Origin of the sequence: Mesorhizobium sp. WSM1293, from assembly GCF_000513875.1 — a bacterium.
Taxonomy (GTDB): Bacteria; Pseudomonadota; Alphaproteobacteria; order Rhizobiales; family Rhizobiaceae; genus Mesorhizobium; species Mesorhizobium ciceri.
Genome location: NZ_AZUV01000012.1, coordinates 158146 through 177484, shown reverse-complemented (window position 1 = coordinate 177484; position 19339 = coordinate 158146). Strand labels below are relative to the sequence as shown.

Below are 19339 nucleotides of genomic sequence, written 5' to 3'. Positions count from 1 at the left end.
GCATAAACCGTATCGCTTGCATTCTCAGCTCCCCTTGCGTGGGCGCGCGGCTGATCATTTCTTGCACTTCTGAAAACGGTCGCCGGCAAAGCAGACGTGGAGCTGGCGCAGCTGCGCCGACACCTCTTCGCGCTGATCGCACGCCTTGATCGTGTCCGGATCGTCGCCTGATCCGCCGCGGCACTGCTCGTTCAAATCGAGATAGCTCTTTTCGAGGGCGGCCTTGTTTGGCTTCGCCAGCGCGGGTGCGACGGTGAAGACGAGGAGGGCGGCTGTCGCGGCGGCAAGGACTTTCGACATAAGCGTAACCTTTTCATGACGGGCGGTGGTCGGGATGGCGTTCAGCCAGAAGCGAATTTCCGTCGAGTTCGAGCTGGCCAACGGCCAGTTTGAGGGCGGCGGCAACACCGCAGAGGTGTTCGGCTTGCGCGTCGCCTGCAACATCGTCAACGCAGGGCAGGGCTCGGGGCAAGCCGAGATTTCAATCTGGGGCCTGCCGCTCGCCGTGATGAACCAGCTATCCACAGTCGGTTCACAGTATCTACAGATGTACAAGAACGGCATTTCGGTGCTCGCCGGAGACGATGAGACCGGCCAGAACGTCGTTTGGACCGGGGCGATCGTTTATGCCTATGTCGACGCGCAGGCAATGCCTGACGTGTGCTTCCGGATCAGCTCGCTCCCCGGCGTGTTCCATGCCGCAAAGCCAATTCCGCCGCTCAGCATCAAAGGCTCGGGCGACGCCTCCCAGATGATGAAAAGCCTCGCGGGGCAGATGGGCATGGCGTTCGAGGACGCCGGCGTAAAGGTCAAGTTCGCCAACCCCTACTATCCCGGCACCGCGTGGACGCAGGCGCTGGCGATCGCGCGCGACGGCGGGTTCGACGTCGGCTTCGATCGGGCAACGATGGTGATCACGCCGCCCGGCAAGGCGCGCAACAGCGACACCGTCCTGATCTCGGCCGACACCGGCATGGTCGGCTACCCGTTCTTCCAGCAGGCGTTCGTGCTGGTCCGTGCGCTCTACAACCCGGCCGTGAAGTATCAGGGCAAGGTGCAAATTCAGAGCGACCTGACGCCCGCCAACGGCACGTGGAAGGTCAACCGCCTCGAGTATCAGTTGGAGTCGATGATGCCGCACGGCAAATGGTTCATGGTGCTCGAATGCATCGCCGTTGATGCCTCGGCGCCGGCATGAGCGGGCAAGGTTTCTTCGGTCAGCAGACCACATCGGACGACACCAGCGAGATCAACCGGCTGCGCTTCCTGATCCGGCAGGAGCTGGCACAGCATCGCACGGGCATTCCGGTCAAGGTTGTGGCGGTGTACGGCGGTGGCGTCGGCGCGCCGCCGACGATCGATGTTATGCCGCTGGTCAATCAGACCGACGGGCAGGGCAACCAGACGCCCCACGGCATCATCTACGGCATCGCCACAATGCGAAGCCAAGGCGGCACGAACGGCATCATCAACGACCCCAAGGTCGGCGATATCGGCCACATGACGATCCCAGACCGGGACATCTCGGCGCTGAAAGCTAACGCCGGCAAGCAGTCGAACCCGGGCAGCTTCCGGCGCGGCAACATGTCGGACGGCATCTACATGGGTGCGATCGTCAACCCGGCCAACCAGGACCAGGCGGTGCAGTTCACCGAGACCGGCATCAAGCTTTTCGACAAGAACGGCCAGATCATCGAGTTCGCGGCCGGCTCGATCACGATCACGACGGCGCAACTGCTAGTGACGGGAGACGTCATCGCAGGATCGGGGGGCGCCAACATCAGCCTCCTCAACCACCTCCATACCGGCGTCCAGCCTGGTGGCGGGACGTCAGGCCCACCGGAGCCCGGAACCTGATGCAGACGATGCTTCTGACCACGGACACCTGGGACTTGACCGCCGACGCCTCGGGCAACATCGCGATCGCCGAGCCGTCCTATTCGCTGGCGCAGGACGCCGCGAGCGCGATCCGGCTGTTCCTCGGGGAACTCTACTACGACACGACGCAGGGGATTCCCTACTTCGATCAGATACTCGGCAGGGCGCCGCCGGTCTCGCTGATGAAGGCGTATTTCAACCAGGCCGCATTGACGGTCCCCGGCGTCGTCTCGGCGCAGACATTCATCCAGTCATGGACCGACCGCGAAATCACCGGCCAAGTGCAGGTGAGGGACGCGGCGGGCAACATCACCGCAGCGGGCTTCTAGCACATGGTCGAAACCACCAATGTTCCCCCGCCGCAGTGGACCGACACCGGCTTCCTGATCCCCTCGGCCGCGGAAGTGCTCGCGGGCGTCCAGGATGACATCAACGAAGCGTTCGGGGGCGTGCTCAACCCGGCCTTGAACACGCCGCAAGGGCAGCTGGCCAGCAGCGAAACAGCGGTGATCGACGAGGTCAATTCGACCTTCCTCTTCTTCACCAACCAGGTCGATCCGGCTTACGCCACCGGCCGCATGCAGGATGCGATCGCGCGCATCTACTTTATCGAGCGCAACCCGGCTCAGCCGACCGTCGTCCAGGCCCTTTGCAATGGCTTGCCGGGCGTCGCCATTCCGTCCGGATCGCTGGCGCTGGCCGAGGATGGCAACCAGTATCTGTGCACGGAAGACGGCGTCATCGGTGCCGACGGCACTGTCACCTTGCCCTTCGAATGCCTGGTGGTCGGCCCAATCCCATGCCCGGCCGGAAGCCTCGACCAGATTTACCGGTCGATTCCCGGATGGGACTCGATCACCAACCCGGATGACGGCGTGCTGGGCAACAACGTCGAGAGCCGGGCGGCCTTTGAAGCGCGCCGCGCTGCCTCGGTCGCGCTGAACTCGCAGGGCTCGCTTCCTTCGGTGCTTGGCGCGGTCCTGGCGGTGTCGAACGTCATCGATGCGTTCGTGACCGAGAACGCCAGCAACAATGTGCAGACCATTGGCGGCGTCTCGGTCTATCCCAACTCGCTTTATGTCGCCGTGGTCGGCGGCGATGCCGACGAAATCGCGCAGGCGATCTGGTCGCGAAAAGCCCCCGGCTGCGGCTATAACGGCAACACGGCGGTCACGATCTACGACCAGAGCCCCGGCTATGTGCCGCCGTACCCTTCCTATCGGGTCTCCTTCCAAATCCCCAATCCGCTGGCGATCCTGTTTGCGGTCAACATCGTCAATTCGCACCTGGTGCCGGCCGACGCCGCGACGCAAATCCAGAACGCCATCGTCAGCGCCTTTGCTGGAGGTGACGGAGGCCCGCGCGCCAAGATCGGCACCACGCTATTCGCCAGCCGGTTCTACGCGCCTGTGGCCGCGCTTGGCTCGTGGGCGCAGATCATCTCGATCGAGGTGGGCTCGAACAACAATCCGTCGGCCGTCTTCACCGGGACAATCGTCGGAGCGACGCTGACTGTATCGGCGGTCGCATCGGGAGCGCTGGCCGTGGGTCAGGTCATTTCCGACTCAACCGGCGCACTGACCGTCGGCACCACGATCACGGCGCTGGGCAGCGGTACCGGGGGCACCGGCACCTATACCGTCTCCAACAACAAGAATGTGTCGATCGAGAGCATGACGGCGGCTATCCCCAATCGCTTCGACATCAGCGTCGATATCGACCAGGTGCCGACCATCTCGCCCAACGACATCATCGTCACGCTGAGCTGATCATGGCCGATACAGGACCTCCCTATCCCAGGCCGCCGGCCGGGATCCCGAACGGCTTTGGGCAGTTCGCCCTCGGCGTCAGCCCGGTCGGCGACTACCCGCCGTTCGACGTCTGGCGCACGGTCATCAGCCAGTATGCGAACGCGCCCACGCTGACCCAGCTGATCGGGAACATTTTCTCGTATCTCGACCAAACCGCCAACTTCGACGCGTTCTTCGACTGCATCTGGAATGTCGACACAGCGCAGGGCTACGGGCTCGACGTCTGGGGCCGCATCGTCGGCGTCAATCGCGTTCTCCAGGTCACGTCCGGAGATTGGTTCGGCTTCGATGAGGCGAGCCCTGGAGCTGACCCATTCGAGCAAGGCGCATTCTATTCCGGCGCTTCTCTGACGTCGAATTTCGCGCTCTCGGATGATGCGTTTCGCCGGCTGATCTTCGCCAAGGCGGCCGCCAACATCACGAACGGTTCGATCCCAGCGATCAACCAGATACTGCTCAGCCTCTTCCCGAATAGGGGCAACGCCTACGTCACCGAAGGCGGCACCCACGGGACCTGGTTTGGCTTTCAGGAATCGCTGAACTGCGTCGGTTTCAGCCAGGCATCGTTCTACGCGGGCTCGTCCATCGCGACGATGACGATGACTTACACCTTCGCGTTCCAGCTCACCCCCGTCGAACTCGCGATCGTCCAAAACTCCGGCGTCTTGCCGAAGCCGACAGGCGTCAGCGCGTCGGTCGTCATCATCTAAGGATCCCGTCATGAAGCTTTCTGCACTGCCGCCGAAGTTCCCCGCAGTCTGGGGGGCCACGGCGAGCCCAAGCTACATTCGCGCCATTCCGCTCGGCTCGCAGATCGGGATCGTGAATGGCGCGGCCTCCCTGACCGATGGCTTTCCGCCGCTCAACTTCCTGCCGGTGGGATCGGGCGGCGTGCCGCCGTTCGGCCAGGACATGAACGGCATTCTCAAGCAGATCACGCAGTGGTCGCAGTGGCAGAACGCAGGCGGTCTCGTTCCCTACGATCCGAGCTTCTCGACGACTATCGGCGGCTATCCCTTCGGTGCTGTCCTGCTCGGAGCTGTGGCGGGCATCGTCTGGCTGAGCACCGCCGACGACAACACGTCGGACCCGGATACCGGGGGGGCGAATTGGGTCAACATCGGCGCGGCGACTTCTCCCATTATGGTGGGTGCCGATACCGGTTCGGCGAACGTCGTCACGGCAAATGTCTTGCCGGCGCCGATCGCCTATGTCGACGGTCAGGTCTTCTTCATCCAGAAGGCCGCATTCGACAATAACGGCGCGATGACTGGCAACATCGAAGCGCTCGGCTCGCATCCCATCGTCAACATGGACGGCACTGCACTGACGGCCAAGCAATGGCCGGCGAGCGGCACCGGCATCCTCGAATATAACCTTGCCACAACGTCGTTTCGGCTGCTCAACCCTGCCGTGACGGTCGCTGCCAATGCCGGTCTTTCGGCGACCGATCAGCAGGTTCTCTCCCTCAACATCCCGAGCTTGCCGGCGCCGACCGGAGCGCTTTCCTTGGGCGACAGCTTTCCGCTGCACGTGTTGTCGGACGCTGCGGATCGCGAGGTCACGCTCGCGGCGCTCGCCGCAGTGTTGCCTGGTGCGATGAAGGCCATGCGCGTCATCGCGGCCAGTGGAACCTACGTGCCGACGGCCGGTGCCAAGAGCATGCTCGTCTTTGCCACGGGCGGCGGTGGCGCAGGTGGCGGCAACGCCACCACGGGCGGCTTCACTGGCGGCGGCGGAAGCGCGGGCGGAACGGCGGTCTATTTCGGACCGGTGTCCTCCCAGGTCGTCACGATCGCCGCTGGTGGGGTCCCCAATGCGTCATCCGGTTCTGATCTCATCGGCGGTTCTGGAGGAACAACTTCCTTCGGCGCCCTTGCCGTTGCCACGGGTGGCGCCGGCGGTTCTTCCAGCGGCACCAACTCAAACGGAGCAGGCGGCCAGTCGGTAGGGACTGGAACGGCTGGAACCCTTTTGATCGCGGGCAATGGCGGCTCGGCTGGTTCGGGCCACGACGGTGGTGCCGGCGGTGGCTCCTTCTGGAGCGGCGGCGGCTTCGGCGGCGCAACGCCTTCGACCGGCGTCCAAGTAAACGGCGGTCCCGGCTCTCTTGGCGGCGGCGGCGGCGGTGGCGACGGGGGCGGTGCCGGCGGTGCTGGCGGTATCGGTGTCGTCGTCATCTTCGAGTTTGATTGAGGCACCTGAGCCGCCTGCAACTGCACCTCACATAATCGGATAGGTCTCATGGTGACGTTTAGCTATGGCGTGGTGCTAACGCCTGGCCAGTGGAACCTGCTTTTCAACCAGAAGCAGAACGCGCTCGGCTACACCCCCGTCAACCGGGCCGGCGACTCGATGCAAGGTCCGCTTAACACCTTTGCCTCGACGTCCAATGGTGCCGGCTTTTCCATTCCTCCTGGGCAGACTCCGGCATCGCCCGTCGATGGTATGTTCTGGTCGACGATCTACGGTCTGTTTTTCCAGATCGGCGGCCAAACCATCGGGCCAATCTCTAACGGCAATGTCGTTGGGCCGTCGAGCGCCCTGGTGGGCAACATCGCCGTGTTTTCCAACACGAACGGCACAGGCGTCCAGGACAGCGGGATCTCGCTGCAATCGCACGCGGCCAACCTCGTGCTCGCCACGCCAGGTGCGGGAGCCGGCGCGCCCGCGTTCCGGGTGTTGGTCGGAGCTGATCTTCCCACGCCTCAGACCGTGGCCTTGGGCGGCGTGTTTTCGGCCGCCGCGCCTGCCCACAATTTCGCCACGGGCATCAACTTGAGCGGCTACCCGACGTTCGCGCAGCCGGCGATCAGCGACATCTCCGGTCTGGCCGCAAACATGGCGGCTTTCCTGGCGGGAGGCACGAGTGCGCAACTCGCAGCCACCATGGTCGACGAGACCGGAAGCGGACCGCTCGTGTTCGCGACAAACCCGACCATTACTCTCGCTGCTGCCTCGACCGCCGTCACGCAGACGCCTGGCGACAACTCGACAAAGCTGGCGACGACTGCCTATGTCCAGGCAGCGATCTACGCGACCACGACGCTGCCGGCTTGCAGACTAGCCACGACCGCCGCGCTTGCGACTGTCACCTATGCGAACGGAGCATCTGGCGTCGGTGCCACGCTTACGACTTCTGCCAACGGCGCTTTGACGGTCGATGGCGTGGCCGCGAACGTGAACGATGTCATCCTGGTCAAGAACCAGGCCTCGACGTTCCAGAATGGTATCTACACGGTCTCGGCGACCGGCAGCGCCGGCGCGCCTTTTGTGCTGACGCGTGCGACCTATTACAATCTCGCCGCCGATATCGACCTTGGCGACCAGACCTTCGTGACGGGTGGAGCAACGCTCGGCGCTACGACCTTTGTGCAGAACGGCACCGAAAACCCGGTCATCGGCACCAATCCGATCACCTTTGCCCAGACTGCAGGGGTGGGAGCGTATACAGCGGGCAATGGCCTTACCCTCGTGGGCACGCAGTTCGCGATCGACCCCACGATCACCGTGGACAAGACCACGGCTCAGACGCTTTCCAACAAGACGCTGGCCAGTCCGGCAATGACCGGGGTTCCAACCGCGCCAACCCCGGCTGCCGGCACCAACAGCACGCAGATCGCCACCACCGCGTTTGTTGATGTCGCGGCTGCGGGCACCCTCATCAACGTCCAGGCCATCACCAGCTCGGGCACGTACTCCCCAACCGCCGGTGCAACGCGGGCCATCGTTTTTGTGACTGGCGGTGGTGCCGGCGGTACGACCGGCACAGGCAGCGGCAGTGAAAGCGGCGGCGGTGCAGGCGGCACGACGCTATACTTTTTCAACCCGGTATCGGCCCAGAGCGTTACGATCGGAGCGGGCGGCGGCGCTGGCGCTGCCGGTGGATCTTCTGCATTCGGTTCTCTCACGGCGAACGGCGGCAGCGCCTCGGCCTCCCAAACCCTCGGCGGTCGCGGTGGCGCGGCGAGCGGCACGGGCACTCTCAACCTGGCCGGCGGCGACGGCGGCTCTGGCACCAACGCGACCACCAACTCCTATGGGGGAACCGGTGGCGCCGGTTTTTGGGGCGGCGGCGGCGCAGGCGGACAGACTGCCGGCGGCCACAATGCCGGTGCCGCTGCACAGGCATTCGGCGCGGGCGGCGGCGGCGGCTCATATAGCGCTGGCGTTGGCGGCTCCGGTGCTCCGGGCGTCGTCGTCATCTTCGAGTTCAAATAAGGATCACACCCATGAAGTTTGTCGTCATCGACGCCAGCAACAACGTCGTCAACATCATCGAAGCCGACGCCGACTTTCAGTTGGAAGGCTTCACGCTGGTGCCTTACCAGGCACCGGCTTATATCGGCGGGCAGTACGTCAACGGAGCGTTCTCGGCTCCCCCGACGCCGGCACCTGGCGTCCCCGATAGCGTGTCGGCCCGGCAATTCCATCTCCAGCTGAGTGTTGCCGGTCTGCGCGACCAGGTCACGACCTGGATCGGTCAGCAGCCGGTCGAGGTGCAGGACGCTTTCGAATACAGCGGGAGCTTCCTGCGCAGCGAGCCGATGATGGAAACCGGCTTCGCAGCCCTTGGCTGCACGTCAGCCCAGATCGACGCCTTCTTCACGGCAGCTGCTTTGCTCTGACCGTTAGAGGACCCAGCCGGCGTGGGTCCTGCAATCCCTGATCCTCATCCCAAAACCTGCCCTCCCGGGGCGGAAAGGACTGACCATGCTCGTCTATCCGAGCGCGGCCGACCTCGCGCCACTTTTCCCGCATGCCGATCCGGCAAACCTCGGCCCGTTCCTGGCGGCCTGCCCAACAGCCGGAGACGTCCTCGGCAGCGTGCTTCGGCTCGGCCAGTTCATCGGCCAGTGCGGTGTCGAGAGCAACTATTTCCGGACCTATGAGGAATATGCCAGCGGGGCTGCCTATGAAGGCCGTGAGGATCTCGGCAACACGCAGCCGGGGGATGGCAAGCGGTTCAAGGGGCGCGGCCCGATCCAGCTCACCGGCCGGGCCGACTATCGCGAGGCGACGCCGTTCGTCCGCACTCTCCTTGGCCGCCCTGACATCGATCTCGAGGCGACGCCTGATCTGGTCGCCACGGACCGTGCCGTCGGCTTCGCGACGTCGCTTTGGTATTGGCAGAAGAACAACCTCAACGTCTATGCCGACCGTAACGACACGGCCGCAGTCAGCCGCGGCGTCAATCGCGGCAACCCGAAATCGAGCAAACCGGCTAACGCCGAGGCCGATCGCATCGCCCTGACGCACCGCGTCATCGCTGCCCTTGAAGCCTTGCAGACTGCGGAGCCGGTGCAGACGGCACAACCCGCTCCGGCACCTGCAGCTCCTCAACCGGTGGCAGCACCCGTGCTGTTCCCGGACAAGCCCAGCGTCATGGTCGTCGTCCAGCACGGCGACACAGTCACGGAGCAGACCGTGCTCGTGCCTGCCGCGCCCGCGCCATTGAACCTGCCCGCGCCTACCGTTCCCGAGCCGACGCCGAGCAGTAGCAAACCTACCGTCGCGGTCGGCCTTCTCGCCGTCATCGGTACCGCCATCGCGATGCGCTGGCATGAACTGGCCGCCTGGATTCACTCGTTCTTCTGAAAGGACTTCGCCATGCTGGAAAAGATCAAAAGCTTTTTCCTCAACTCCGAGACCATCCTGGTCGCTCGCGTGCAGATGTTCGGCGGCCTCGTCGTCGGGGCGTTCTGCGCTCTCGATCCGAGCGTCTTTCAGGCCTATGTGCCGACGCAGTATGTGCCCATCTATCTGCTGGCGTCCGGTGTCCTTACCGAGTACGCCCGCCGCCGCCGCGATCCCGACTGCAAGGGGTCGTGAGATGAGCGAAGTCAAGACAGAGCCGGTCGCGGCGACGTTCGCCGAGAGCGAGGCGGCTTTCTTCGACGAGAACATGAGGACGCGTGTTCCTGGCGCGCTCCTGGTGATGTCGCAGGACGAGCGGCCGACCGGCGACGGCTCCGAATACTGGTACTATTCCTGTCCTTGCGGCTGTGGCGCGGCCGGCGCAGTCCGCGTCAAGGCGGGCGAGAAGCCGGCGCAGTCGCCGTCGTGGCATTGGAATGGATCAAAGGAAGCGCCGACGCTCATGCCGTCCGTGCACCACATCGGGCATTGGCACGGCTGGTTGACTGACGGCGTCTGGAGATCGTGCTGATGACCGCGATCCTCACCTTTCTACTCACCAATCCGACCATCCTCGCCATTGTCGCCGGGATCATCGGCGCGGCCGGCGCCTGGTTTCATGGCCGCGCCACCGGCGTTGCCACTGAGCGCAACAAGCAGGCGGCGAACGATGCCGCCGCGACTGTTGAAGGTCAGAAGATCGACGATGCCGTGGCTGGCAGCGCGCCGGCCGACAACCGGAAGGAATTGGGCGAATGGTCAAAATCCTGACGCTGGCGGCAGTGCTCGCGCTCGGAGCCGGCTGCACCACTACGGGCGGCAGCTTCTGCAAGGTCGAGCATCCGATCCGGCCGACGAAAGCCGAAGTCGCCATGCTCTCGGATGCATCGGTGGCCGCGATCCTGGCCCACGACCGTAAGGGCCAACAGCTCTGCGGGTGGCGACCGTGAGTGTCGTCGCTCTCAACCACGCCAAAGCCATCACCATCAAGGGGCTTGTGAAATGACGTCGAAACTCGACGAGATATCGGAGGCGATCGGCAGCCTGCGCGCCGAAGTAGCCGGCATCCGCCGCGATTTTCAGGCGTCGGAAGAGAGGTCAGTCGAAAGCAACCGGCGGGCTGATCTGCATCGCGCAGCCGTCCACAAGCGCGTCGATGACCTCGTCGCTGAGGTCGGCGAGCTAAAGACCAACGTCGAGACGATGAAGACCGACGTCGCTGACAGCAAGAAAATCACCGATGAGGTGAAGGAATGGAAGCAGCGCGGAGTCGGTGCCTTGTTCGTCGCCGGCATCGCCGGCACCGCGATCGGCGGCGCGGCCGTCGGTTTCATCGTCTACTGGTGGGACGCCATCATGAAGGTGCTGCGCGCCGCCTGAAATCTCCAACATTTGTGCCAGTAAGCGTTCCCCCCCTGAGTAACCCCCCATCACCGGAGCGAACCGAAATGAGCTCCAACCGAGAATTGAAGCAAATGCTCGCTCACTCCCACGAGCTTTTGCATCGGCTCCTTGAAAGGACCCTTGAAATGACCACTGCTTTGGACCGTCTGAACGCCTCGGCCGCTGCGCAGACCGCAGCCATCGCCGCAAACACCGTCGCCGTCGCAGCAGCCGTAGCTGCCGGCATCGGAACCGGCACCGCCGCTGACAGCCAGGACGCGCTGAACGCCGTCGCCGACATCATCGATGCCAACACCGCAGCGATTTCGGCAAACACTGCCAAGCTTCCGGCGCCGCCGGCCGCCTAGCACCTTCCTACCCATTTCCAGTCTCCCCATCGGCTTCGGCCGGTGGGGTTCTTTTCTTTTTCTAGGGCCTTCGACCTCAGAGCAGAGCTGTCCAGGCAGGTTTACGAATTGCTCACCTCATATGAAGATCGGCTGACAGGCTTTCCTCCGTGGCAATCAAAATTCACGAAAATGACATCGCCCCACGCTCGGACGAGGCCTTGAAAAACTTGCCAATGGACGAAACATGGTGCAGAAACCTCAAAACCGGGGGGACCTGATGGCCGAATGGAGCGCTTTGAACCTCCAGTTTGTGTGGTTCGTAGCCGACACGACAAATCTGAATCCTGCTCAATTGTTCTCTGACATCGTCGGTTCCGAACCGGAATCGGTCCAATCCAGCAAGGTACCGCGCCCGAACAACCCCTTTTTGGGAGTTGCTGAGGCGCAAATTGAGCAACTGCAGTATCGGTTGACCATTCAGCCAGGACGGGTCGACTATTTCGTTCAGTCAGCCGTGGAGATGGAATTTGGACCGGGACTGGTTGAACAGCCAGCTGCCCTCTTAGCCGCCAACGCAGATGGTGTTCGTAGGCCTGAAATCCCGGCTCTCCGACTGGCGTGTGTTGTCAATCTGATGAATCTCGAGCCTTCTGGTGCTGCTGCTACGAAAACCATAAGCGGCCTGACAGGAAACCCGTTTCCGTTTGATGATGCCGCCGATGTGTCGCTACAGGTCAATCGGCCAAAATTGATAGATAAAACCCAAATAAATAGGCTTCTGAGGTATTCGGTAGGAACGTTTCAATTCGTTCGTCTCGAGCTAACCCCCGGGATGATTCAAAGCGCGCCGACTGCAATGCAGACATTTGCTGCTAACGCCGTCGGTGACTTCAACACGGTGCCGAGCGACGTGGTCTTTAAAGGAGGAGAGCTTAAACCCATATGGGATATCCTGCTTAATGAGGCGTCAAAATTTGTCGCAGATCCCTCGATAAAGGTCCTGGATTGATGTTCGCGGATGGGTACAAACTCTACGTTTCAGGCTCGGCTCGATTTCCACAGGAGGATGAAACGCCGTCGGCATCGACGCTTCCTTTCATCCGCCAACATCTGATCTTCCGCAAAAGCAATTCCGCCGCAAATGCCGCTTGGGCCTTCGAGGTAGAGGGATCAGGCGTATCATCCGGGATTGTGATTCCTATGCAGTCAGAACGCTACATAGGCCTTTTCGGTGCTATCCGACTCTTCGCGACGGACGACGATCTTGACGAGGAAGCTGTCGACTTAGACACAGCGCATGACGCATGGAGAGTTCTGGCGGCAATTGAATCTCGTAGTCTGCCTGCGCCGCAAATATTTTCCCATAGCGGAACCGCAGTGGTTTTCTCTTGGGACCTACCGCGAGTGAGCAGGTATCTGACGATAAGTCATGGCTCCGCTGCCGTTCTCGATATCGACCGGCTCACTAAGGTGAAGTGTCGATATCCGTCGCAGACCATTTCTGATTTCAAAGTTCTGGACGCAATTAAGGCTTTGGGCGCCCCGCATGCCGCCACAAATCCCCGTTGAATGCCAGGAAATCGTCATTTGTGCGTTGGTGCCGAGGTCGGTTCAAAAGCTTTCTGATCCGAGAGTGGTATCGCCGGCTTCTGTGCTGGCGAAGTTCCGACCTGAAGCTTACGATGATGGTGTACAGGCTGAGACCATGTCGGGTGGCAGATGTGATCTTCTCGATACCCTCGAGAAAGTCCATAATTACGGATGCAAAGTCGCGGCTGCCAGTACAGCTCAAAAACAAGCAGATAAACCCGATAAGAAACTTCGTAGAGGCAAGGACACCACCCACTACAGAGGCTCCTATTGGCTCGATGTTGCACAAGTGAGAGGCATCGACACGACGGGAATGTATTCTGTTGAGCTGTTTGCGACGCCGATAGAGCCCGATCGTCCTGAGCATTGCGACATAGCGTTGGTGCCCAAGGCGGTGCTGCCTGAAGGCATTGAGAAGGACGCTTTGAAGACGGAAATCATAGCCCAACTGCGTCTCTGCCTTCGCGACCCACAGGCTCATATCTGTCAATGCGACATTGACCTGAGCGACATGCTGTTGGGCATCGGATTGCTGGCCTCACCTGATGAAACCAAGGTAATTGGCTGGAACGCTTAGGGGTTACTCCGAGGGGACAGCGTGAACTTCTTACTTCGGCGCGTTGTCCCGGACATGACAGACCGCCTCCCGCGTGCTCCGGCTCGTTTGCTGCTTCTCGCGATCCTCTTAGATATCGCAGTGAAGCAACAGCAAGCCGCGAACTCTTCCGCGCCTCAGTCGGCAAACGCCACAGGTCCTCGCAGTCGGCTACTCCTTGATGCTCTGCGCCGGCGGCTTCAACGACGCTGAACCTCGAGTTTCGCGACAGTCGCTACTATGGCGGCAGCGATGGCTTCGGCCTCGCCCATCAGCTCTGGACTGTAGAGCCCATTGACCATCTCCTCGCTGGGCAAAACACCAGGCGGGCAGTGCTCCTCGATCGTGCGTCTGATCAGTGTCAGCGCTGCCCGGCATTCATCAGCTTCGATCTTCATCAACCATTCTCATATTCAATTTGTCTAAAATGCAACCAAACCCGCCTATCGCGCCTTGAGTTGCGTCTGGAGTTTGTGTGCATGCGTAACGCGGAACCGCGATTGAAGTTCATCAAGCCGCAGGAGCCTTTGCTGGTGCTGGAGCCGCCCGTCAGCGACGATTGGCTTCACGAGATCAAATTCGACGGCTTCCGCACCCAGCTGATCCGGGATTGGGCCGGCGTTCGCGCCTTCACCAGGAACGCCCATGACTGGTCGAAGCGCTATTGGCCGATCGTCACCGCGGCCGAGCAGCTGAAGGCCAAATCATTTATCATCGACGGCGAGGTGATCGCGCCGGAACCGGATGGGCGGCCCAACTTTCACGCCATGCACTCCCGTATGGTCTGGAACGCGGAGCTGCTGGCCTTCGTCGCTTTCGACATCCTGTATCTGGACGGTGAGGATCTGCGTCAGCGGCCGGCGATCGTGCGCAAAGAGATTTTGTGGGATTTGGTGAAGCCGGCCAAGGGCATCATCCAATACAGCCAGCACGTTCTGGGCGGTGGCGCCGAGTTCTACGAAGCGGCTGAGAAGATGGGCCTGGAGGGCATCGTCTCGAAGCGCCAGGGCAGCCCCTACCGAAGCGGGCCGTCCGATATCTGGGTCAAGACCAAGTGCTGGGAGTTCGGCGAGTTCGACCTGCTGGGCATCAAGCGCGAGCCGGGCAAGGAGACGGTCGGGCTGATGGCACGCGACGGTAAATATGCTGGTCCTGCCACAATTGCGCTGACCAAGGCGCTGCGCGAGCGGCTGATGGCGCGCGTGCGCAAGGGTCAACCGCCTGCCGGCGTGCCGACGGCGGTGGTCGGCCCGAATGTGGAGTGGGTCGGACCTGGCATGACGGCCCGAGTGCGGTATCTGCGCGGCGAGGCTAAGCTGCGCCATGCTTCGGTGCAGGATTTGCGGGACGACGGAACCTAAGTGTTCCGAGGGGATTCTTGCCTCATGAGCACACGCGGCATCAATTTCCTCGACAAATGGATGGCAGAGCAGCTGCCCGAAACCGCTATCGACGATCCGGTTGTCATCAGCGATCTTGCAGACAAAGCGATGAAAGCGGCCGACAAAGCAGGCATCGCCACGACCGAGATTACCGAGGAAGTGCCCAAATGTTCGAGGTCATCGCCGAATCCATTGACCATCGCGAAGGCGGCACTCCTTGACCCTGATCATGGATTGATATCGCTGCGCTCGCCGGAACCGGCCCTCAATCTTCTTTGAGGTGCGCCAACTCAGCTGATACCAAAAAGCGCAGCACTGTCGCCGAGATGCCTCCAATAAGCAGGGGTATGAATGTGCGCCAACCTAGCTCTTGGGTGGTAAGAGCTGCGGTCACCGCAGGGATGATGACGCCGGTCGACATTGCTACTGCAGCGAGATTGTTGATGTAGTCGGCCCGCATTTTAATGCGCTCGTTATGGATTTGATTGCTCATAGGATCTCCTCGGTTCACGATTGTTTGGCAGCAATGCATGAAAGGCTGAGGCTGTCGACCGGCTTGACCGCTCAAGATGACGATCCTATCTCGGCCCTCATGTACACCAGGATGATCGACGATGCCGGCTGATCGATTGAAGGTCCGCGACGCCGCGGCCGATGGTTATGAGGTGCTGGAGGACGGCGAGCCGATCCGGTCTTTCGAGACCATAGTTGAGGCAGTCCGGTTTGTTCGGGATCGTGGCGCACGGCTCTGGCTCGATTGGGACCGGACCATCATCAGTGGAGGGGCGCGACCGCATGATTTTGCTCCCACCTTCCTCGGATCAGACAGCGTCGGCCGCATCTTGGGTGAGCAGCACGGTCCGAGCGCCGGCACCTGGGCCTGGTCGATCTCCACGCATGACGACCGCTGGCGCAAGCATGGGGGGCAGCGCGGACGTGAGCCTACCAAGGAAAAAGCGGTCGCTGCGCTTGAGCGTGAGTTCACCGATTACCTGGCCGACATGCCACGAAAGCCGTCGCCTTATGCCCAAGCAAAAGGCTTCTAGCGAGAATCGGGGGGAGGCAAACCCGCGCAACCGCATCAATTCGAGCCGTGGCGGGGCCAAGGACGCGCGCGGAGCCCGTTCCTGGTAGTGAGTGAAGGGCGGGGGTGCGAGAAACCTCTGTACGGGGCTCTATTTAATTCGAAACCGTTGTGGCACCAAGCAGGTTACAAGAATGGTGTAGCTCTCACTCGAATGGTGCTGGCTGCTGTGTGCGCAGTGCCCGTGTGGTGCCACATTGGCACCAACGTACCAAATTGGCGCGGGGTGCCGAAAAGGGGCTCAACGCCTTGCAATTCAAGGTGACAGCGGTTATTCAGACGCCCGTTGCTGCGGTAGCTCAGTGGTAGAGCACTCCCTTGGTAAGGGAGAGGTCGAGAGTTCAATCCTCTCTCGCAGCACCAGTTTCCAACATCCCTGTTGCCGCACGATCGTCCTCTGCATTTGCGAGGGCGAGGCGGGTACATGGGATGGCGCGGCTCTCGTGCCGGCAGACCCGATCAGCGGTTCATTGCTTCAGAAAATGGCTGCCACAGGCAAATCCAGCCGAAGCGCATCCCGGCAAGACACGATTCATTAACCAAGATGCTATTCATCGACATGACGTATTGTGGCATGGATGCCCGTCTTCGCCGGTCAGATCCATGCTTGTCAGGAAGAGGGCCGAAAGGCTCCTGATCTGGGCGGAAATCTAAATCGCCCGAAACAAAAGAACGTGCAAGGCATGAACGTGAGCGAAAACGTGCAAAACGCCCCCGGTGCTTCCCGTCTTTGGACCCTGCCTGCCATCATCGCAGCGTTCCTTTGCCTGTGCGCTACCGGCGCGTTCGCGGAGACGCGTGCTTTGAGGATTCAACATCTCCATACGGGCGAGAAGGCTGAAATCGTCTTCAAGCGCAATGGGCGCTATGATCCGGCGGGATTGAAGAAGATCAATCTCATGCTGCGCGACTGGCGTCGCAACGAACCGACGAAGATGGATCCGCGCCTGCTCGATCTTGTCTGGCAGGCCTATCGCGCCAGCGGCTCGACAGCCTATATCCATGTGGTCAGCGCCTATCGTTCGCCGGCGACGAACGCCATGCTGCGCAGCCGCTCGAAGGGTGTGGCCCGGGAGAGCCAACACATGGTTGGCCGCGCGATGGATTTCTTCCTGCCGGATGTGCCGCTGAAGAAGCTGCGCGACATCGGCCTCAAAATGCAGGGCGGCGGCGTGGGTTATTACCCCACCTCCGGTTCGCCTTTCATACACATGGATGTCGGCAATGTGCGGCATTGGCCGGGCATCAGCCGCCAGGAACTCGCCAGGGTATTTCCGAACGGCAACACACTGCATGTGCCGAGCGACGGCAAACCGCTGCCCGGCTATGAGCAGGCGTTTGCCGCCTACAAATCGCGCAAGGGCGCCGGCACGCCCAACATCGAGCTGGCAAGCGTCGACGGCGGCCAACGCAGGCCGCGTGGCCTGCTGGCGACGCTCTTGGGCGGGGGCGGCGCAGACGAGTCCGACGATGTCGCGGAAGCGGTGCCGGCGCCACGCAAACCGGCGAGGTCCGTCGAACCCAGACCGGCCGGACAGCGTATCGCTATCGTGCCGCCGCAGGATGCCCAGCGGGCGGACATCCAGATTGCTGCCAGCGATCCAGGCGAAGAACCGCTTGCCGGGCAGAAGGGGAAGACGCCTGAAGCGATCGTCATGGCGATGGCGCCGGGCTCAGTGCCGCTGCCGGCCTTCGCACCGCGCGCCGAGTTCACGGCACCCGTTCCCACCCCGGAAACCGCACCGTTGGCAATCGCCGGCGCGTCCACGGCGCAGGCCGAGCTGGCCGTTGCCAAGCCGGACGCCGCGAATGCCGATGCCGCTGCCACGAGCGTCGCGCCGGACATGATGGCGCTCAACGTCCCATTGCCGACATGGCGGCCGGAAAGCCAGTCAAGCCCGACGCGCCAGCTGGAAGCAGCCAAATCTGGCGATGCCATCGGTGTCTTGCTGGCCATGCATCACCCCGACGACGGGCTGGCCGGCGAGCGGATCGCGGCGCCGGCGTCAAAGCCAGAAGATCGCGTCAGGACGAACCCCAAGGCCGACCGTGTCCAGCGGCGCCCCGATTCCGAGGCAGATCGCGCTATTACCGGTGGGGCCGCATCAACAGGGGCGCCCATGATTGCCGCCAATTTCATCCGCACGGCGCCGGAGCATGTCTATCTCGATGGATTCCAACCGCGGGGACGGACGTCCGATCACCGCCGCTTCACCGGCTCCGCGGTGAAATTCCTGCCCATCGCCAGTTTCAAATAGAGGGCGAAAGCACCGTTCGATCCAGTATCGAAATGTGTTGCGCCATATCGATGGCCGGGGCCGTTACGGGATTCGCAACCCAGGATCGTGGTGGCGCAAACGTGCACGAGGCACATTTGGCCCGCCGGCCGCAACCGGCGGGACTAAGCCACAGGCCGCCCAGCGGGCGCGTTCTGCGACACGGATCACGCCTGGTGAATCACCAATTCGCTGGTCATGGGAATTCCTCTAAGGGCGCCAAGCACCATGTTGTGCGAGATCGCGCGCTCATGAATTTTCTCCAGATCGGCGCGGGGCGCCGAAGAACACACGGTCGCGCTGAGGTGCAGGGACACGTAGCAATGCCGGGCGTCCACGGGCGCCGCGAGCCCATCAAGTCCGTCGAACTCGCCACGCGGGTCGAACACGCCTTCCGCGATGAAATCGACCGAACGAAGATCGACTCCCGCATGCGCTGCCAGCATCGGATAATCCGAGCCGGCGCACACAGCCGCCGCGGCAAAGATCTGCTCCCAGGGAAAGACGGCGGTCGGCGAATTGTCCTTGAGGCTCGCCGGTCGCTCCAGTAGCGGTGTTGTGTAAGGATCGCCTGATTGCGGGTCGAAGCGGTAGCGGGCACGATAGGTGCCACGCACCGCGTCACCGTGTTTCTTTAGCACGGACACGATATCTTTGACTGTGCTGACGGTTTCTCCGAAGACTACTGGCATCTTTACCTCCCTGTAAAATGAGAATTCCACTCCCTATTCCGGTCCGCGGATGCCGACGACGGTTGCCGCGGCCTGGCCCCAATCCCGACAATGTGCCGACAAGGCTCGCGCTACTTGGCAGGCGCGGCAGCCTGAGCGTCGCCGCCGAGATCCTTCTTGAAGGTCTCAAAGTCGACCTGCATGCCGTTGAAGATCGTGCTCCAGTGCCGTGACAGAGCGGCGATAGCGACGGCCTCTTCGATCTCGTCCTCCGTTGCGCCCGCCTGTTTTGCGCTCTCGGTGTCTTCCCAGATGCAATACTGGCAGGGAATTTGTGCGGAGACGGCGAGCGAGATCAGAGCCTTGACCTTCGGCGGCAGGGCGGTTTCGCTGGAGAACTGCAGAGCCTTCACCTCTGCCCATGCGCCCGGCAGCGCTGCTTTTGAAACCTGATGGAGAAAGGTCGGCACCGAGCCGAGCGTCCGCTCGACGTCCTTATAGGTGGCGTCGACCTCAGCCTGACCGGCCCAGCCTAAGCCTGATGACAACAATGTGGCGCAGACGACAGTCGATGCGAACGCCGTGTGAAGGAGGCGGCGCGAGCGGCTGGGCCCGAGCTCGCCGTGGTGTGCGATGGAAGCAACATGGGGAACTGCGAAGGCGAACATGATCTCTCTCCTCT

The 19339-nt window shown here is 62.1% G+C and carries 26 protein-coding genes and 1 tRNA gene; 22 read left to right on the top strand and 5 right to left on the bottom strand.

The annotated features are described in order from the left end of the window. Positions 1–54: 54 nt before the first annotated feature. Positions 55–300 (bottom strand): hypothetical protein, encoded by a 246-nt coding sequence (locus M729_RS0117230; RefSeq protein WP_027162329.1) that lies wholly within the window; start codon positions 298–300, stop codon positions 55–57. 34 nt (positions 301–334) lie between these two features. Here M729_RS0117230 and M729_RS0117225 point away from each other — a divergent pair, with 34 nt between their 5' ends. The 17 genes from M729_RS0117225 to M729_RS0117140 all read left to right on the top strand — a co-directional run bounded on the left by M729_RS0117225 (position 335) and on the right by M729_RS0117140 (position 13226). Further along, the gene (locus M729_RS0117225) at positions 335–1198 is read left to right on the top strand and encodes a hypothetical protein (protein WP_027162328.1); all 864 of its coding nucleotides are present in this window, start codon (positions 335–337) and stop codon (positions 1196–1198) included. Next, positions 1195–1857: a hypothetical protein gene (locus M729_RS01000000135335; protein WP_050596283.1), complete on the top strand. Its 663-nt coding sequence runs from the start codon at positions 1195–1197 to the stop codon at positions 1855–1857. The genes M729_RS0117225 and M729_RS01000000135335 overlap by 4 nt, the downstream gene beginning before the upstream one ends. Then, positions 1857–2207 (top strand): hypothetical protein, encoded by a 351-nt coding sequence (locus M729_RS0117215; protein WP_027162327.1) that lies wholly within the window; start codon positions 1857–1859, stop codon positions 2205–2207. Before M729_RS01000000135335 ends, M729_RS0117215 begins: the two co-directional genes overlap by 1 nt. 3 nt (positions 2208–2210) lie before the next feature. Further along, positions 2211–3647 carry a baseplate J/gp47 family protein gene (locus tag M729_RS0117210; RefSeq protein WP_027162326.1) on the top strand — a complete coding sequence of 479 codons (1437 nt, stop codon included), beginning with the start codon at positions 2211–2213 and terminating at the stop codon, positions 3645–3647. A gap of 2 nt (positions 3648–3649) precedes the next feature. After that, a complete protein-coding gene (locus M729_RS0117205; protein ID WP_050596282.1) occupies positions 3650–4399 on the top strand; it encodes a DUF2612 domain-containing protein in 750 nt (249 codons plus the stop codon). Positions 4400–4409: 10 nt separating this feature from the next. Beyond that, positions 4410–5885, top strand: coding sequence for a hypothetical protein (locus tag M729_RS1000000136550; protein WP_050596281.1), 1476 nt, complete (start codon positions 4410–4412; stop codon positions 5883–5885). A 48-nt stretch (positions 5886–5933) separates the two neighbouring features. Beyond that, a complete protein-coding gene (locus M729_RS1000000136545) occupies positions 5934–7910 on the top strand; it encodes a hypothetical protein (protein ID WP_050596280.1) in 1977 nt (658 codons plus the stop codon). An 11-nt stretch (positions 7911–7921) separates the two neighbouring features. Next, the gene (locus M729_RS0117190; protein ID WP_027162324.1) at positions 7922–8317 is read left to right on the top strand and encodes a hypothetical protein; all 396 of its coding nucleotides are present in this window, start codon (positions 7922–7924) and stop codon (positions 8315–8317) included. Positions 8318–8402: 85 nt separating this feature from the next. Then, positions 8403–9287: a glycoside hydrolase family 19 protein gene (locus M729_RS1000000136540; RefSeq protein ID WP_050596279.1), complete on the top strand. Its 885-nt coding sequence runs from the start codon at positions 8403–8405 to the stop codon at positions 9285–9287. A gap of 12 nt (positions 9288–9299) precedes the next feature. Next, positions 9300–9521, top strand: a complete 222-nt coding sequence (locus tag M729_RS0117180; protein ID WP_027162323.1) for a hypothetical protein — start codon at positions 9300–9302, stop codon at positions 9519–9521. A gap of 1 nt (position 9522) precedes the next feature. Further along, positions 9523–9858, top strand: coding sequence for a DUF6527 family protein (locus M729_RS0117175; protein ID WP_027162322.1), 336 nt, complete (start codon positions 9523–9525; stop codon positions 9856–9858). Then, positions 9858–10097 (top strand): hypothetical protein, encoded by a 240-nt coding sequence (locus tag M729_RS0117170; RefSeq protein WP_027162321.1) that lies wholly within the window; start codon positions 9858–9860, stop codon positions 10095–10097. Before M729_RS0117175 ends, M729_RS0117170 begins: the two co-directional genes overlap by 1 nt. Then, the gene (locus M729_RS0117165) at positions 10082–10276 is read left to right on the top strand and encodes a hypothetical protein (RefSeq protein ID WP_027162320.1); all 195 of its coding nucleotides are present in this window, start codon (positions 10082–10084) and stop codon (positions 10274–10276) included. The genes M729_RS0117170 and M729_RS0117165 overlap by 16 nt, the downstream gene beginning before the upstream one ends. Positions 10277–10328: 52 nt before the next feature. Continuing rightward, positions 10329–10706, top strand: coding sequence for a DUF1515 family protein (locus tag M729_RS01000000135310; protein ID WP_050596278.1), 378 nt, complete (start codon positions 10329–10331; stop codon positions 10704–10706). 149 nt (positions 10707–10855) lie between these two features. Next, the gene (locus M729_RS0117155; protein WP_027162319.1) at positions 10856–11077 is read left to right on the top strand and encodes a hypothetical protein; all 222 of its coding nucleotides are present in this window, start codon (positions 10856–10858) and stop codon (positions 11075–11077) included. Between the two features lie 226 nt (positions 11078–11303). Next, a complete protein-coding gene (locus M729_RS0117150; protein ID WP_027162318.1) occupies positions 11304–12068 on the top strand; it encodes a hypothetical protein in 765 nt (254 codons plus the stop codon). 537 nt (positions 12069–12605) lie between these two features. Beyond that, positions 12606–13226, top strand: a complete 621-nt coding sequence (locus M729_RS0117140) for a hypothetical protein (protein ID WP_156949305.1) — start codon at positions 12606–12608, stop codon at positions 13224–13226. Between the two features lie 218 nt (positions 13227–13444). Here M729_RS0117140 and M729_RS0117135 read toward each other — a convergent pair whose 3' ends face one another. Further along, positions 13445–13642 carry a hypothetical protein gene (locus M729_RS0117135; protein WP_032808701.1) on the bottom strand — a complete coding sequence of 66 codons (198 nt, stop codon included), beginning with the start codon at positions 13640–13642 and terminating at the stop codon, positions 13445–13447. Positions 13643–13723: 81 nt separating this feature from the next. On the opposite strand from M729_RS0117135, the gene M729_RS0117130 reads away from it, so the two are divergent. Both M729_RS0117130 and M729_RS01000000135305 read left to right on the top strand, forming a co-directional pair. Continuing rightward, a complete protein-coding gene (locus tag M729_RS0117130) occupies positions 13724–14605 on the top strand; it encodes an RNA ligase family protein (RefSeq protein WP_032808700.1) in 882 nt (293 codons plus the stop codon). A 24-nt stretch (positions 14606–14629) separates the two neighbouring features. Further along, on the top strand, positions 14630–14905 hold the full coding sequence (locus M729_RS01000000135305; protein ID WP_032808699.1) for a DUF768 domain-containing protein: 276 nt from the start codon (positions 14630–14632) through the stop codon (positions 14903–14905). On the opposite strand, the gene M729_RS0117120 is transcribed toward M729_RS01000000135305, so the two are convergent. Further along, positions 14892–15119, bottom strand: coding sequence for a hypothetical protein (locus tag M729_RS0117120; protein ID WP_027162313.1), 228 nt, complete (start codon positions 15117–15119; stop codon positions 14892–14894). The two genes, M729_RS01000000135305 and M729_RS0117120, sit on opposite strands and share 14 nt — an antisense overlap. 121 nt (positions 15120–15240) lie before the next feature. On the opposite strand from M729_RS0117120, the gene M729_RS0117110 reads away from it, so the two are divergent. The 3 genes from M729_RS0117110 to M729_RS0117100 all read left to right on the top strand — a co-directional run bounded on the left by M729_RS0117110 (position 15241) and on the right by M729_RS0117100 (position 17968). Beyond that, a complete protein-coding gene (locus M729_RS0117110; protein ID WP_027162312.1) occupies positions 15241–15672 on the top strand; it encodes a hypothetical protein in 432 nt (143 codons plus the stop codon). Positions 15673–15998: 326 nt separating this feature from the next. Continuing rightward, positions 15999–16073 (top strand) — tRNA-Thr (locus M729_RS0117105). Between the two features lie 320 nt (positions 16074–16393). Then, positions 16394–17968, top strand: a complete 1575-nt coding sequence (locus M729_RS0117100) for a DUF882 domain-containing protein (protein WP_050596277.1) — start codon at positions 16394–16396, stop codon at positions 17966–17968. Between the two features lie 185 nt (positions 17969–18153). Here M729_RS0117100 and M729_RS0117095 read toward each other — a convergent pair whose 3' ends face one another. Then, on the bottom strand, positions 18154–18678 hold the full coding sequence (locus M729_RS0117095; protein WP_027162310.1) for an OsmC family protein: 525 nt from the start codon (positions 18676–18678) through the stop codon (positions 18154–18156). A gap of 110 nt (positions 18679–18788) precedes the next feature. Continuing rightward, a complete protein-coding gene (locus M729_RS0117090) occupies positions 18789–19325 on the bottom strand; it encodes a carboxymuconolactone decarboxylase family protein (RefSeq protein WP_013530205.1) in 537 nt (178 codons plus the stop codon). Positions 19326–19339 lie beyond the last annotated feature (14 nt).